The sequence below is a fragment of the Microbacterium sp. No. 7 genome (assembly GCF_001314225.1).
Lineage (GTDB): Bacteria > Actinomycetota > Actinomycetes > Actinomycetales > Microbacteriaceae > Microbacterium.
Genome location: NZ_CP012697.1, coordinates 3,915,274 through 3,930,709 on the forward strand (window position 1 = coordinate 3,915,274; position 15,436 = coordinate 3,930,709).

Sequence of the window (15,436 nt, forward strand, 5' to 3'; positions counted from 1 at the left end):
CACGGCCGGCGGCGCCCCGGCTGTGTCGTGCCCGGTGGCACCCGTTCTCCTCACGGCGAGGCTTTCGCAGAAGCACCCTCGCGAAGAGAACTGGCACCCTCGCGAGGAGAACTGGCACCCTCGCGAATCGTGTTGTCAGGGAACCGGCGGCGCCCAGTGCTGCAGCGAGTCCATCTGGCGGGCCATCGCGCTCGCGGGCGTCGCCCGCAGCACGGCGTCGCGCAGCGCGGCGCGCCACGGGGTGCGTGCCTGGCCCACGGCGCCGACCAGGCGGGCGCGCCGGGCGATCGGCTGGGTGCGGCGACGGCGCAGGCGATCATATGCGGCGAGCCCGGCGTCGATGGCATCCGATCCCCGGGCATCCACGGTCCCGGCATCCACGCCCCGGGCATCCGCGGTTCCGGCGTCCACGGTCCCGGCATCCGCGGTCCTGGCATCCGATCCCCCGGCATCCGCGGCCCTGTCGCGCCCCGCGATCGGCGCGAGCAGTGCTGCCAGGGTCGCGGCGTCTTCGAGCGCCTGGCCGCCGCCCTGGCCGAGGTCGGGGGTCATCGCGTGCGCGGCATCGCCGAGCAGCACGACGCGTCCGCGGCGGAAGGTCGGCGCGGGGCCCGCGAGGTCCTCGATCGGCAGGCGGAAGACCTCCGCCGGGTCGGTCGCGGCGAGCAGCGCGGGGATCGGCTCGTGCCATCCGCCGAACAGCTCCTCGACGCGGGCGAACTCGTCGGCGACCGCCTCGTCGCGCGGCATCGTCGCGACCGCGAACCAGTAGACGCAGTCGTCGGGCAGCGGCGCGATGCCGAACCGCAGCCCGCGTCCCCAGGTCTCGCCCGCGCCGCCGAGCAGGTCGACGGGCTCGCGCGTGACGCCGCGCCACGCGCTGTACCCGCTGTACCGGATGCCGGGGTCGCCCGGCCACGACGCACGCACGGCGCTGCGCAGTCCGTCGGCCGCGACGACGACGTCGAAGCGCTCCGTGACACCGTTCGCCGCGCCGGTGCCGCCGACCTCGACCGTGCCGCCGTCGCCGACGACGCGCGCGGGAGCGTCCCAGCGCACGGTGCCGGGCTCGAGCGCGCCGAGCAGCAGGTCGTGCAGCACGCGCCGGTGGACGATGCGCAGCTCCCCCGCATCCTCGACCGGGACGAGGGTGAGCCACCGCCCGTCGGGACGGCGCTGCCCGCCGCGCAGGCCCGCGGCGGGACCGCGGGTCACGTCACGGAACCGATCGCCGAGCCCGATCGCGTCGAGCGCCGCGATGCCGTTGCCGAACACCGAGAGGCCCGAGCCCGAGACGCGCGGTGCGTCCGAACGCTCGAACACGGCGACGTCGATGCCGGCTCGCTGCAGTCCGACGGCCGTCGAGAGGCCCCCGATCCCTCCGCCGATGATCCCTACGCGCATGCTGCCGTTTCCTTTCCGCGCCGTCCGGCGTCCCGGCCGGGGCGCCCCTTCCGGCCATCCGGTCCTTCCGGGTCGCCCGGCCGGGTCACCCGTCGCCCGGCCGGGGTTTGCCGCCCGCCGTTCACAATTCAGGCCGTTCGGGCCCGTACCCGGCCTCTGACCGGCCGGGCCGCCGGTTCTTCCTGAGTTCTGAACACCAGGCTTCCTGAGTTGTGAACACCGTGCGCCGCCTCGCGGCGAGGCCCGGGAGCCTGCCGCATTCAACAAGATACGTTTCCGTTTCTATCCACTCTAGAGCCATCCGCCACGAACGGCAACGGTGCCTAGACTGAGCCGGATGAGCCCGACACGATCGCGACGGTCGTCGGCGCAGATCGAGTCCGACGCCCACGACGCGACGATCCGCCTGCTCATCGCCGGCGGACCCCCCGCGGTCACGATGGAGGCGGTCGCCGCCGCGATCCGCACGTCGAAGCCCGTGCTCTACCGCCGCTGGCCCGACAGTGCGGCGCTCGTGCGCGACACCCTGCTGACCCGGGCGCGCATGCTCATCGCGCCGCCCGACACCGGCACCCTGCGGGGCGACGTGCGGGCCGTGCTCACGCAGTGGGCGGCATCCTTCACGAGCCCCGCCGCGGCGCTCTACCCGGTGATCGTCGGCGTCATGGCGCACGACCGGGAGTTCGCCCGCGGATTCCGCACGACCGTCATCGCGTGGCGACGCGAGGCGATGCGCGCGATCTACGCGCGCGCCGCCGAGCGCGGCGAGATCGCCGCCGACCTCCCCGTCGACATCGTCTCGGAGCTCGGCCAGGCCGTGCTCTGGCACCGGCTGCTCATCACCGGCGACCCGGTCGACGAGGCCTTCGTCGACCGCATCCTCGACGAGGTCGTCGTGCCGCTCTCGCTCGGACGCATCGACCGCGGCCGGTAGCGGCGCACATGTTCCTCGACATCAAGGAATGTCGTTGTAATGTTCGAATGTTATGGTAAGATAGGTCGCAGAGATTCGAAACACACGGTGGGCGGGGCTTCGGCTCCGCTGGGGATGAACAGCCAGACGGCACGCGAGAACAGAACGGGTCTCCCTGACGATCGCTGTTCTCATCCTGGAGTCATCGTGCATCTCCCCGAATCACCTCCCGAGTCGCCCGCCGGTCCGCCGTCCGCTGCGCACGTCCCTGAGAGCCGGCATGCGATCGCGCTGCGTCGCACCGACGACGTCGTGGATGCGTTCGCCGCCGTGACGCGCGAGCGCGGCGCGGTGGATGCCCGAGAGCTGCGCGTCCTCGCCCGTGCCGGGGAGCTCATCGGCGTCCCCGGCGGTGATGCGGCGGATGCCGCGGATGCGGGCGACCCGATCCCCGACGTCGGTCGCGACATCGCGCGCCGGTCGCTGATCGCGGAGCTGGCGACCACGACGCGGATGAGCGAGTGGACGATCACCCGGCTGCTCAACCAGGCGATCGACGTCTGCGGCCGGTTCGGCGTCGCGGTCGACGCGGTCGAGCGGGGCGAGCTCTCCCGCGTGCACCTGCTGACGATCTACGAGGCCGCCGCCGGCATCGATGACGAAGAGAACCTGGCGCAGTACCTGTCACGGGCGATGGAGAGGGCACGCGTGCTCACGCCGGGTCGGCTGCGCCCCGTCGTGAACACGATCGCCGAACGCTACCGCGACCGCTCCCTCGCCGAACGCGCCACCATGGCCGCACAGGCGCGTCGTGTGGGCGTGCGGGACCTGGCGGACGGGCTCGCGGAGCTGTTCGCCGTGCTTCCCGCCACCCTCGCCCACGCGATCCATGACCGGCTCACCCAGCAGGCCCGCACCATCGTGTCCGACCGCGACGCCGGTGGGGATGCGAGCGAGGATGCCGCGGGCGAGAGGGCGGCCGACGCGGCCGAGGGATCGGATGCCGTCGAGGGATGTGGCGCGGCTGAAACGTGCGAGACCGTGAAAGGTTCCGACACTGTCGAGGAGTCTGACGCCATCGAGAGAGTCGACCCTCTCGGGGCGCCTGACACCGTCAAGGGCACCAACCCCATCGAGGAGACCGACCCCGCCGAATCGCCGGACGCGTTCGAGGGCGTCTCCGCGATCGCGGTCGACGCGGTCGCCGGTGCCGCGCGGGATTCCCGGACGCTGGACCAGATCCGTGCCGACGTGCTCACCGACCTTCTGCTGACCGGAACGCCCGACACCTGCCTCGGCGACGGGCTCGGGGAGATCCGCGGACACGTGTCGGTCACCGTCCCGGTCCTCACCGTCACGGGCAACTCGACCGAGCCCTGCACGCTCGCCGGATACGGACCCATCGACCCGGCCACGGCCGCCCGCCTCGCCGGCGCCGCCTCCGGATGGGACAGGGTCATGACCTCCCCGATCGACGGGGCGGTGCTCGCCACCGACCGGTACCGGCCTCCGGAAGCGCTCCGAAGGTTCCTCCGTGCGCGGGACGAACACTGCCGCTTTCCCGGATGCCGGAGGAACGCCGTCCGGTGCGATGTCGACCACACGGTCGACGCCGCCCTCGGCGGCCCCACCAGCCCCGGCAACACCGCTCATCTCTGCCGCCGGCACCACACGCTCAAGCACCACTCGGCATGGACCGTGCGGCAGAAGTCCCCGGGCGAGCTGGTGTGGACCAGCCCTTCCGGCCATGCGCACACCGACAGGCCCGAGCCGGTCGTGAGGTTCGTGCCCGAGCACGAGGCACCACCCGCGCCGGGCCGGCAGAGATGGGCGTGGCGCCCGGATGCGCCGCCCGTCACCGATGCGCCGTTCTGATGCGGACGGTCGATGCGGGCGACGGACGCGAACGGTCGACGCGGGCGAGAGTCGAGCGGAGGCGCGCCTTCAGGCCCAGCGCACATCCGGGCCCGGGCCTGTGTTCGGGCACGAGTGCACGTTCCTGCGCGAGCCCGCGTTCGAGCGCGAACAGACGAACCCCGACACCGTCGCACGCGCCCTGCGTCGCGGGCGGTCGACGGCTCTGCCGCCAGCGCGCCCCCACCCCGCGACGGTGGGGGCCCGCTCACGCCAGAGCCCTCGCTCCGGATGCTCATCCCGGGTGCGCTCGCCCGCCATGTGCGAGTGCTCACGGCGGCACTCGCCCCGCCCCTACACGCCCCCTCCACGGTGCCCGCGAGCACCGTCGTCCCCGCGATCCCCGCACAGCAGCGAGGCGTTCTCGGGCGATGCGGCGAGCACGCCCGCCTCCACGCGCCGGGCGACGGCGAGCACGCGCTCGTTCACGGGCGTCGGGATGCCGAGCCGCGCACCCTCCCTCACGACGTGGCCGTTCAGCTCCTCGATCTCGGCGCGCCGCCCCTTGCGCCAGTCCTGCAGCACCGTCGTGAGGGTGTCGGGAAGCGTGTACGACCCGAGCACGCCGTCGAGCAGATCGGCCGCGTACCCCTCCGGCGTCCGTCCCTGCGGCACGTCCACGTCGAACACGGGCACGAGCCGGCGCCCGCCGGCGATCGCGACGCGCGCGGCCTCCGCACCGGCCTCTCGCATGACGTCGTGCATCCCGTCGACCCTCACCGCGTCGGCGAGCGGCAGGTCCAGCACCGCCGACGTCACCAGCTCGGCCGCGTTCGCGACGAGCTTCATCCACTTCGACGACACGATGTCGTCCGAGACCGTCACCGTGCCCGCCGACGCGAGCACCGGCACGACGCGCTCGAGCCGCCGGGCCGCCGCCGCACCGACAGCGCGCGCCGCGTCGACAACGCCAACCGCACCGGCAACGCTCGCCGCACCGACAACGCTCGCAGCGCCAACCGCACCGACCGCGAACCACATCGGCGTCTGCTGGCGCACGCGTCCGGGCACGAACATCTCCGCCGCGACCTCGATGACGCACCCCAGCGTCCGATCCGGGCCGACGACGGCCTCGATCTGCGGCACGGTCATCCCGTTCTGCACGCCGACGACGACGCCGTCCGCGGCCACGAGCGGCCGCACCAGCTCGACCGCCCACCGCGTGTCGTAGGCCTTCACGCCCACGAGCACGATGTCATACGGCGCTCGGAGCGTCGCGACGTCGGATACGTGATGCGCCGTCACGGTGGTCGACACGACGCCGCCCGCGCGCTCGACCTCCACGCCGCGGCGACGGATCGCGTCGACGTTCGCCGCCCACGGGTCGATGATCTCGACGTCGTGCCCGCCGCGCACGAGATCGGCCGCGATCGCCGCACCGTTCGCACCGGCGCCGACGACCGCGATCCGCGGCACACGCCCCGACGACGCGCCGACCGGCCGCGCACTCGCCGACGGCACATCGTCCGACGACGCACCCGCCAACCGCGCACGCTCCGATGACACGCCCTCCGACCACGCACCGTCCGACGGCACATCGTCCGACGACGCACCCGCCAACCGCGCACGCTCCGATGACACGCCCTCCGACCACGCACCGTCTGACGGCACGCCCACCGACATCACCCCCTCGTCATCGCGCCCTCCCGTCACGCCACCCAGACGGTCTTGAGGTTGCAGAACTCGCGGATGCCCTCCTTCGAGAGCTCTCGCCCATACCCCGACCGCTTGATGCCGCCGAACGGCAGCTGCGCGTACGAGATCGTCATCCCGTTGACGAACACGGCGCCCGCCTCGATCTCCCGTTCGGCGCGCGCGATCTCCTCGGGATCGTTGCTCCAGAACGCGGAGCCGAGCCCGAACTCGCTCTCGTTGGCGATCGCGACGGCCTCGTCGAACGACGCCGCCCGATACAGGCTCGCGACCGGCCCGAAGGCCTCCTCGGAGTAGAGCCGCATGTCGCGTGTGAGGTCCGCGATGACCGTCGGCTCGTAGAACCAGCCGACCGGGATGTCGGAACGACGGCCGCCGACGAGGATCGCGGCGCCCTTCGCGCGCGCGTCCTCCACGAGCTCCTCGATGTCGCTCCGGCCCGACTCGGTGGCCAGCGGGCCGACGTCCACGGTCGGATCGGCGGGGTCGCCCACGACGAGCGCGTCCATCGCCTGCGCGAACCGGCGCGCGAACTCGTCGTAGACGTCGTCGTGGACGATGAACCGCTTCGCGTTGATGCACGCCTGTCCGTTGTTGGTCGTGCGCGCCTTGACCGCCGTCTCCACGGCCGCCTCCAGGTCCGCCGACGGCATCACGATGAACGGGTCGGAGCCGCCCAGCTCGAGCACCGCCTTCTTCAGCACGTCGCCGGCCGTCGCGCCGATCGAGCGGCCCGCGCCCTCCGAGCCCGTCAGGGTCACGGCGGCGACGCGCGGATCGCGGATGACGGCCTCGACGCGGCGGGACCCGATGAGCAGCGTCGCGAAGGCCCCCTCGGGGAACCCGGCGCGCGTGAACAGCTCGCCGATGTACACGGCCGACTGCGGCACGTTCGACGCGTGCTTGAGGATGCCGGCGTTGCCGGCCATGAGGGCGGGCGCCGCGAAGCGGACGACCTGCCAGATCGGGTAGTTCCAGGGCATCACGGCGAGCACGACGCCCAGCGGGTCGAAGCGCGTCCGCGCCGCCGAGGCGCCCACGACCGACGGGTCGTCGAGCTCGCGCCCCGTGAGGAACTCCCGCGCGTTGTCGGCGTAGTAGCGCATCGACGAGGCCGACTTGGCGACCTCGGCGCGCGACTGCGCGATCGGCTTGCCCATCTCCGCCGTGATCAGGTCGGCGACGTCGTCGATCTCCGACTCCAGCAGGTCGGCGGCGGCCCGCATGAGCTCTGCGCGCCGGTCCCAGCCGAGTGCGGCGAGCGCGGGCACGGCGGCCGCGGCGGCGGCCAGCCGCTGCTCGACGACGGCGTCGGAGTCCTCCTCGTAGACGGCGCGCTCCAGGCCGGTGGACGGATTGATGCTTCGGATGGCGGCCATGACGGCTCCTTCGGACAGGGACGGGTGGGACGGGTGGGGTCAGATCAGGATGGACAGCGGGTTCTCGATGCGCCGCTGGAACGCCGCGAGCCATTCGGCCGCGACGGCGCCGTCGAGCACGCGATGGTCGGCGGAGAGCGTCACGGTCATCACCTGGCCCGCCTCGAGCGCGCCGTCGACGCCGACGACGGGCACGGCCCGCGCCGCGCCAACCGCCAGGATGCCAGACTGCGGCGGGTTCAGGATCGCCGTGAACTGCGCGGTGCCGTACATGCCGAGGTTCGACACCGAGAAGCTGCCGCCCTCGAGCTCGTGCTGCCTCAGCCGGCCCGCACGCGCGCGCTCGGCCAGGTCGGCGACCGTCGCGCTCACCTCGCCGAGCGGCATCCGCTCGACGCCGCGCAGGACGGGCGTCGTCAGCCCGCCCTCGGTCGCCACGGCGACCGAGACGTCCACCGACGAGAACCGGCGGATGCTGTCGACGTTCCAGATCGCGTTGGCGGCGGGCACCTCGACGAGCGCGGCCGCGACGGCCTTCAGGACGAAGTCGTTGACGGAGATCTTGCGCGCCGCCGTCTCGTTGACCGTGCGCCGCAGCTCGAGAAGCCTCTCGACCCGGCAGTCCGCGACCAGGTAGAAGTGCGGAACCGTCGCCTTGCTCTCCGTGAGGCGGCGGGCGATCGCCTTGCGCATGCGGTCGAGCGGCACGTCTTCGAACCCGGCGCCCGCCGCACTCGCGGATGCCGGCACCGCCGCCGGCGTCGGCATGGATGCCGCAGCGGATGCCGGCTCCCCTGCCTCCGCCGACGATGCCTCCGCCGACGCACGCGACGCGGCCCCGGATCGCTCCAGCGCGGCGAGGTGCCGCTCCAGGTCGCGGCGCACGATGCGCGCGCGGGGCCCCGTGCCCGCCACGTCGGCGAGCGGCACGCCCGCCTGCGCCGCGAGCCGGCGCACGATGGGGGTCGCGAAGATCCGGCCGGAGTCCGGCGCCGCCTCGGCGGGCTCCTCGCCGCCGGACACGGCCCCGGCAGGCTCCTCGTCGACGGACGGGGCGGGGGCGGGCACGCCGACGACGGGCTCCGCGGCGACGCTCACGTCACCGGTCCCACCGCCACGCGTATCCGCCACACCCGCATCCGCCACGCCCGCGGCGGCCAGCGCGGGGCCGATCGCGTCGTCGCCCTCACCGTCGCCGAGCAGGACGACGATCGGGTCGCCCACGGCGACCGTGTCGCCCTCGGCGATGAGCAGCCGGCCGATCGTGCCCGCCTTCTCGGCGGTGAACTCGACGATCGCCTTGTCGGTCTCGATCTCCGCGAGGGGCTGGTCGACGGCGACGACGGATCCGACGGAGACGAGCCACGTCTGCACCGCCGCCTCCGCGGCTCCCGCGAGCACCTCCGGCATCCGGATGATCTCGGCCACGATCAGGCTCCGAATCCCGCGCGCACGGCCTCGAGGCCGGCGACGACCTCTTCGGTGCGGGCGATCGCCGCGCGCTCCAGCACGCGGGAGATGCTCGGCGACGCCTCTTCGCCCGTCACCCGCAGGACCGGCTGATCGAGCCAGTCGAAGTAGCGGCGCTGGATCTCGTCGGCGAGCCAGCCGCCGTACGAGGTGCCCTGCGCGCCTTGCTCTACGATGAGCACCGCGTTCGTCTTGCGGATGCTCGCGCCGATCGTGTCCCAGTCGAGCGAGGCGCGATCGAGCCAGCGCAGGTCGATGAGCTCGGCGTCGATGCCGGTCTGCTCGATCGCCTCCCGCGCGTGCCCCACCATCGACAGGTAGCTGAGGACGGTCACGTCGCCGCCCTCGCGGACGACGGCGGCGCTGCCGGGCGGGATGACGTAGTCGAGGTCGCCCTCGGGCACCTCGTCGGCGATGCCGTAGAGGTCGACGTGCTCGATCACGAGGACGGGGTCCTCCAGCGCGAGCGCCGCGTTCATGAGGCCGACGTAGTCGGTCGCGTTCGAGGGGGCGACGATGCGCCATCCCGGGCTCGTCGCGAAGATGCCGGCGGGGTCCATGAGGTGCTGCGACCCGTAGCCGGAGCCCATCGCGACCTTGGTGCGCAGCACCAGGGGCACGGGATTGTCGCCGCCGAACATGTGGCGCGCCTTGCCGATCTGGTTGAAGACCTGGTCGGCGGCGACCCACATGAAGTCGGGGTACATGAACTCGACGACGGGGCGGAAGCGCCCGTCGAGCGCGAGCCCGCCGGCGAGGCCGGTGAAGGCGTTCTCGCTGATCGGCGTTCCGAGGATGCGCTCCTCGCCGTGCTTCTTGACGAGCCCCTTCGTGGCGCCGTTCGTGCCGCCGTTGAGCCGATGCACGTCCTCGCCCATCACGACGATGCGCGGGTCCTCGCCCATGCGGCGGTCCATCACCTGCGCCACGGCGTCGACGAACTTGACGCGACGGGTCTGCGTCACCTCGCCGAGCCCGGGGAGACCGTCGAGCTCGCTGCCGTCTCCGCGCACGCCGACGTTCACGAAGCTCGTCTCGGGCCAGAGCTCGGGCCGGATCCGGCGCTTGCCCGGGTTGTCCGGGTCCGCCTCGAGCAGCCGGCCGACGGCCTCGCCCATCGCCGCCTGCGCGCGGGCGCGGAGCGCGTCCACCGTCGCCCGCTCCAGGAGGCCGCGCTCGATCATCCGCGTCGCGACGAGGTCGAGGGGGTCGCGGGCGCGCCACGCGGCCTCCTCCTCCTTCGAGCGGTAGCCGAAGGCGCTGCCGGGGTAGGCGCCGTTCTGGTGGAAGAAGCGGTAGACCTCCGCCTCGATGACCGTGGGGCCCTCGCCGGCGCGCATCCGCTCGGCCGCCTCCTCCATCGCGAGGTGGACCGCGAGCGGGTCCATGCCGTCCACCCGCCACGAGGGGATGCCGAAGCCCTGCCCGCGCACCGAGAACCGCGGGTCGGCGGTGATCTCGTCGGCGCGCGTCGACACGGCGTAGAGGTTGTTCTCGACGAAGAAGCACACGGGGAGCCGCCACGCGGCGGCGAGGTTCATCGACTCGAGCACGGAGCCGATCTGGGCCGCGCCGTCGCCGAAGTAGTTGATCGTCAGGTCGGTCGTGCCGCTGTGCTTCTGCGCCCAGGCGTTGCCCGCGGCCATCGGGGCGCCGCCGCCGACGATCGCGTTGGTCCCCAGCGCGCCCGCCTCGAACCACTGCAGGTGCATCGATCCGCCGCGGCCCCGGCAGTATCCCTGCGCGAGCCCGAGGATCTCGGCGAGCGTGCGCTGCAGCACCGTCTGGATCCCGGGGGTCACCGGGTCGGCGGGGTCGATGACGCCGCCGCTGACGTGCGTGAGGGCCTTCGCGAGGAACTGGTGGTGTCCGCGGTGCGAGCCGTTGACGCCGTCGGTCGAGCGCAGGCCGACGATCGAGCCGACCGCGCCGCCCTCCTGTCCGACGCTCGAGTGCGCGGGGCCGTGGACGAGTCCCTCCCCCGCCACCTCGAGCACCGACTCCTCGAACGCGCGGATGAGGTGCAGCTGGGCCAGCATCGTGCCCAGGAGCGCCGGGTCGGCGGCATCCCAGTCGGCCTTCGTGGTCGACAGCTCGTACCAGTCGACCCCGGTGTGCAGTCGCTTCTTCTTCGGCATCCTCGCCTCGATCTCATCCGTCGGCGGCCCGCTCAACCCCAGGCCTCGTCCTGTCATGGTAAGACATGATTTGATCCAATGCAAACGTTCGCATGAAGAAGTCTCGAAGAACTGATCGTCATTTCTTCATCATTGGATACAATTCTGACGGCGGCACGGCGCCGCCTGACAGGGAGGTCACATGAACGCTCGGAGAGGGATCCCGGGGATCCGCGGAACCGACCACATCGGGTTCACCGTCCCCGACCTCGAGGAGGCGCACGCGTTCCTCGTCGACGTCCTCGGCTGCGACGAGATCTACCGGCTCGGCGCGAAGCGGTCCGACGACGACTGGATGCGCACCCACCTCGGCGTGCACCCGCGCACGGTCATCTCGGAGATCCGGTTCTACCGGCTCGGCAACGGGGCCAACTTCGAGGTGTTCCTCTACGAGTCGGCCGACGGCCAGAGCCCCCAGCCGCGCAACAGCGACATCGGGGGCTATCACATCGCGTTCTACGTCGACGATCTCGACGCCGCCGTCGACCACCTGCGCGGCCAGGGCGTCGAGGTCATGGGCGACGCCCCGACGGCGAGCAGGCAGTCCGCCGAGGGCCAGCGATGGATCTACTTCCGCGCCCCGTGGGGCCTGCAGTTCGAGCTCGTCAGCTTCCCCGGCGGGAAGGCCTACGAGAAGACCGCGGACCGTCACCTCTGGCACCCGGCGCACCCCGAGCGATGAGCGCGACGACCGGCATCGAGCGGGGCGCCCACGGCGCCACCGGAGCGACCATCGCGGCGAGCCTGCGCGACGACATCCTCGCGGGCGCGTACGTGCCGGGCGAGCGGATCCGCCAGGACGAGCTCGCCGAGCGTCACGGCGCCAGCCGCCTGCCCGTGCGCGAGGCGCTGCGCATGCTCGAAGCGGAGGGGCTCGTCAGCATCGTCGCGAACACGGGCGCGTGGGTGTCGCGCATCAGCATGGCCGAGTGCCAGGAGATGTACCAGATGCGCGAGCGGCTGGAACCGCTCCTGCTGCGCATGAACGTGCCGCTGCTCACCGACAGCGACATCGACGGCCTGGAGCTGCTCGCCGACACGATGGAGGGCTCGAACGAGATCGAGCGGTTCCTCCGGCTCGACCGGGAGTTCCACCTGTCCTGCCTCGAGGCCGCGGCCACGACGGTGCTCCGCGACACGGTCCTCAACCTCTGGAACCGCACGCAGCACTATCGCCGGCGTGCGACGCGGCTGTTCTACCTCGAGGACGACCGCAGCGTGCACCACGACCACCACCTGATCGTGAACGCCCTCCGCCTGCGCGACGCGGAGGAGGCGGAGCAGGTGCTCGCGCGGCACATCCGGCGCAGCCGGATCGAGCTCGCCCGGCATCCCGAGGTGTTCGAGGAGGAGTGACGAGGGGGTTCCGCCGCGGGGACGGCGGAACCCCCTCATCTCACGCATGCAGCGCCCTCACGCATACAGCGCCGGCCGCGCCGGCCGCGGCACGTCCACGGGCACGCGTTCGCGGAGGCTCACGAGGGCGGCGTCCGCCGTCAGCGACGCCATCAGCCCGTCCCACGCGTCGGGCCCCGCGAGCGCACGCCGGCCGTTCACGGCGTCGACGAACGCCCGGAACTCCGCGGTGTACGCGTCGGCGAAGCGATCGGCCCAGTCCGACGAGATCGGGTGCGCGATCCGCCCCGCGAACCGCACCTCCGGCGTCGCGACGTCGGGGAGCGACACGAGGCCCCGCTCGCACACGACCCGGGCCTGGATGTCGTACCCGTACTGGCAGTTCACGTTGCCCTCCACCGGGACGATCACTCCGCCGACGGTCTCCATGAGGAGCAGCTGCGGCTCATCGAGGGCCGGGGCGGGGTTCAGGCTGTTCCGACGGCCGATGCGCACCTCGACGCGGGCGATGTCGTCGTCGAGCAGAAAGCGGAACGCGTCGATGTCGTGCACGAAGCTGTCGTTGACGACGTTCTCGGTGCCGTAGTACGCCGTGGCCGGGGCGACGTTGTAGTGCCGCCCCGCGCCCAGCAGCGGCGCCCCGAGGTCCCCCGCGTCGAGGATCCGCTTCATCTGCAGATACCCGGCGTCGAACCGGCGGTTGAAGCCCACCTGCACGAGCCGCGCGCCGTGCGCGACCTCCGCCTCGACCACCTGACGGGACTGCTCCGCGTCGATCGCCATCGGCTTCTCGACGAAGGCGGGCTTGCCCGCGGCGATCGCCGCGAGCAGCGGCTCCAGGTGCGCGTCGTTGCGGGAGGCGATCACGATCGCGTCCACCTCGTCGGCGGAGACGAGCTCCGCGACGCCGCCGAAGCGCCGCGCGCCGAGCCCGAGGTCGTCGACCGCGGCCTGCGCCGCCTCCGCGACGACGTCGAACACCCCGGTGACCTCGGCGCCCGCGACGAGCGTCGAGAGGCGCCGGATGTGGTCCCGGCCGATCGCGCCGCATCCGACGACGCCCAGCCGCGCCGTCCTCCTCGCCTCGCCGCTAGCCACGTCGAGCACCCCGCCGGCGGTAGATCGCGTCGATCGCCACGGCGACGAGCAGGATCGCGCCCTCGATCATGAGCTTGTCGGCGGTGGTCGCGTTCATCAGGTCGAGACCGTTGCCGAGGCTGCCGATCACGAGCGCACCGAGCACGGCTCCGGCGATGCGGCCCCGTCCGCCGAACAGCGAGATGCCGCCCAGCACCGCCGCGGCGACCGCCTCCAGCAGCAGGGTGCCGCCGGCGAACGCGGCGTACGAGGCCGCCGAGTACCGGGCCGCGCCCAGCACGCCGGCGATGCCGAAGAGCAGGCCGCCCATCGCGAAGGCCGCGATGCGGACGCCGACGACCGGGATGCCGAACCGTCGCGCACCCTCGGCGTTCGACCCGACGGCGTACAGCGCCCGCCCGAGCCGCGTGCTGCGCGTGATGTACACCGCGATCGCGGCGAGCACGAGCAGGATCAGGCCCGGCAGCGGCAGCCCCAGATAGGCGTTCAGGAGCGCTGCGACGACGACGATGACGACGACGATCAGGACGAACTGCGACAGCGTCCACCACATCGGCGTCACGGAGAGCCCCGCCCTCGTGCGCGCCGCGCGCCCCGCCATCAGCGCCGCCCCCGCCGCGACCGCGACGACGGCGGCGAGCGCCCAGGTGAGGGCCGGCGGGAGGTAGGTGGTCGCGAGCGCCCGGATGGCCGCGTTGCCCATGTTGACCGTGCCTGCGCCGCCGAGCACCCAGAGCATGACGCCGTTGAACCCGAGCAGGGCCGCGAGCGTCGCGATGAACGAGGGGACGCCGACGATCGCGACGAAGACGCCGAGGAACAGGCCGATGACGACGGCCGCGCACAGCGCGACCAGGACGGCGACCCACGGGTCGAATCCCGCGTTCTGCAGGAGCACCGCCAGCACGGCCGCGGAGATCCCCGCCGTCGTGGCGCACGACAGGTCGATCTCGCCGATCAGCAGCACGAAGCCGACGCCGATCGCGATGATGCCGAGCACCGCCGTCTGCACGAGCAGGAACGAGATGTTCCGCGGGCTGAGGAACACGGGGTTCAGCGCCGCGAAGATGATCCAGATGGCGACGAGCGCCAGGAGCACGGGCGCCATCTCGCGCAGGAGCCCGGCGCGCGAGCGCAGGAGGCCCGTGAGGGTCGTGGGGCCGCTCCGGTCGGCCGCCGTGCCGATCGCCGCCGTGATGCGTCCCGTGGGCGTCTCGGTCATGCCCTGCGGCACGGGGCCGTTGTTCGCACCGCTCATCTCGCCTGCCCCCGCTCGGTTCCGAACTCCGCGCCGGTGATCGCCCCGATCACCGACTCCGCGTTCGTGTCATGGATGTCGAACGTCGCCGCGTTCTGCCCGAGCCGCAGCACCGCGACGCGGTCGGCGACCTCGAAGACGTCGTTCATGTTGTGGGTGATGAGGATGACGCCCAGCCCCTGCTCCCGGAGGCGCAGGATGAGGTCGAGCACCTGCCGCGTCTGGGAGACGCCGAGCGCGGCGGTCGGCTCGTCGAGCAGGACGACCTTCGAGTTCCACAGCACGGCGCGCGCCACCGCGATCGACTGCCGCTGGCCGCCCGAGAGGTTCTCGACGGCGATGCGCGAGTCGTGGATCGTGACGGCGCCCAGGGAGTCGAGCAGGTCGTTCGCACGCGACTCCATGCCGTTCGAGTCGAGCGGGGAGAGCCATCCCAGCCAGGGGATGATCTTCTTCTCCTTGCCCAGGAAGAGGTTCTGCGACACGTCGAGCGGGTCGCAGAGCGAGAGGTCCTGGTACACCGTCTCGATGCCGTATCCGGAGGCGTCCGCGGGGGACGCGATGTGCGCGGGCTCGCCCTCGAAGAGGATCTCGCCCGAGTCGGGCGTGATGACTCCCGAGATGACCTTGACCAGCGTGGACTTCCCCGCGCCGTTGTCGCCGACGAGCGCGACGACCTCGCCCGCGTCGACGTGCAGGTTCACGCCCACGAGGGCGCGGACCGCGCCGAAGGTCTTGGTGATGTTCCGCAGCTCGATGAGCGGCGGACCGGCCGCTTCCTGTCTCGACACCGTTGTTCCTTTCCGAGGCCTCA

12 protein-coding genes are annotated in these 15,436 nt (G+C 72.4%); 4 read left to right on the forward strand and 8 right to left on the reverse strand.

From position 1 onward, the window contains the following. Positions 1-135 precede the first annotated feature (135 nt). A complete protein-coding gene (locus AOA12_RS18105; protein ID WP_054686020.1) occupies positions 136-1,404 on the reverse strand; it encodes an FAD-dependent monooxygenase in 1,269 nt (422 codons plus the stop codon). Positions 1,405-1,741: 337 nt separating this feature from the next. Between AOA12_RS18105 and AOA12_RS18110 the strand changes: the two genes are divergently transcribed. After that, positions 1,742-2,338: a TetR/AcrR family transcriptional regulator gene (locus tag AOA12_RS18110; RefSeq protein WP_054686022.1), complete on the forward strand. Its 597-nt coding sequence runs from the start codon at positions 1,742-1,744 to the stop codon at positions 2,336-2,338. Positions 2,339-2,524: 186 nt separating this feature from the next. Then, positions 2,525-4,192, forward strand: a complete 1,668-nt coding sequence (locus tag AOA12_RS18115; RefSeq protein ID WP_054686025.1) for an HNH endonuclease signature motif containing protein — start codon at positions 2,525-2,527, stop codon at positions 4,190-4,192. A 333-nt stretch (positions 4,193-4,525) separates the two neighbouring features. Here AOA12_RS18115 and AOA12_RS18120 read toward each other — a convergent pair whose 3' ends face one another. The 4 genes from AOA12_RS18120 to AOA12_RS18135 form a co-directional block, all read right to left on the reverse strand. Further along, a complete protein-coding gene (locus AOA12_RS18120; RefSeq protein WP_231637123.1) occupies positions 4,526-5,737 on the reverse strand; it encodes a ketopantoate reductase family protein in 1,212 nt (403 codons plus the stop codon). A 143-nt stretch (positions 5,738-5,880) separates the two neighbouring features. Further along, a complete protein-coding gene (locus AOA12_RS18125) occupies positions 5,881-7,263 on the reverse strand; it encodes an aldehyde dehydrogenase family protein (RefSeq protein WP_054686028.1) in 1,383 nt (460 codons plus the stop codon). Positions 7,264-7,302: 39 nt separating this feature from the next. Then, positions 7,303-8,691, reverse strand: a complete 1,389-nt coding sequence (locus tag AOA12_RS18130; protein WP_054686031.1) for a dihydrolipoamide acetyltransferase family protein — start codon at positions 8,689-8,691, stop codon at positions 7,303-7,305. Between the two features lie 2 nt (positions 8,692-8,693). After that, a complete protein-coding gene (locus AOA12_RS18135; protein ID WP_054686033.1) occupies positions 8,694-10,871 on the reverse strand; it encodes an alpha-ketoacid dehydrogenase subunit alpha/beta in 2,178 nt (725 codons plus the stop codon). A gap of 181 nt (positions 10,872-11,052) precedes the next feature. Between AOA12_RS18135 and AOA12_RS18140 the strand changes: the two genes are divergently transcribed. Together AOA12_RS18140 and AOA12_RS18145 are read left to right on the forward strand one after the other, a co-directional pair. After that, positions 11,053-11,592 carry a VOC family protein gene (locus AOA12_RS18140; protein ID WP_054686035.1) on the forward strand — a complete coding sequence of 180 codons (540 nt, stop codon included), beginning with the start codon at positions 11,053-11,055 and terminating at the stop codon, positions 11,590-11,592. Next, the gene (locus AOA12_RS18145) at positions 11,589-12,266 is read left to right on the forward strand and encodes a GntR family transcriptional regulator (protein WP_054686037.1); all 678 of its coding nucleotides are present in this window, start codon (positions 11,589-11,591) and stop codon (positions 12,264-12,266) included. Before AOA12_RS18140 ends, AOA12_RS18145 begins: the two co-directional genes overlap by 4 nt. Positions 12,267-12,323: 57 nt before the next feature. Here AOA12_RS18145 and AOA12_RS18150 read toward each other — a convergent pair whose 3' ends face one another. The 3 genes from AOA12_RS18150 to AOA12_RS18160 are packed head-to-tail and all read right to left on the reverse strand — an operon-like array spanning position 12,324 to position 15,413. Next, the gene (locus AOA12_RS18150; protein ID WP_197280980.1) at positions 12,324-13,364 is read right to left on the reverse strand and encodes a Gfo/Idh/MocA family oxidoreductase; all 1,041 of its coding nucleotides are present in this window, start codon (positions 13,362-13,364) and stop codon (positions 12,324-12,326) included. After that, on the reverse strand, positions 13,357-14,622 hold the full coding sequence (locus tag AOA12_RS18155; protein ID WP_156366574.1) for a sugar ABC transporter permease: 1,266 nt from the start codon (positions 14,620-14,622) through the stop codon (positions 13,357-13,359). The genes AOA12_RS18150 and AOA12_RS18155 overlap by 8 nt, the downstream gene beginning before the upstream one ends. After that, on the reverse strand, positions 14,619-15,413 hold the full coding sequence (locus tag AOA12_RS18160) for an ATP-binding cassette domain-containing protein (RefSeq protein ID WP_054686041.1): 795 nt from the start codon (positions 15,411-15,413) through the stop codon (positions 14,619-14,621). Before AOA12_RS18160 ends, AOA12_RS18155 begins: the two co-directional genes overlap by 4 nt. Positions 15,414-15,436: the final 23 nt, after the last annotated feature.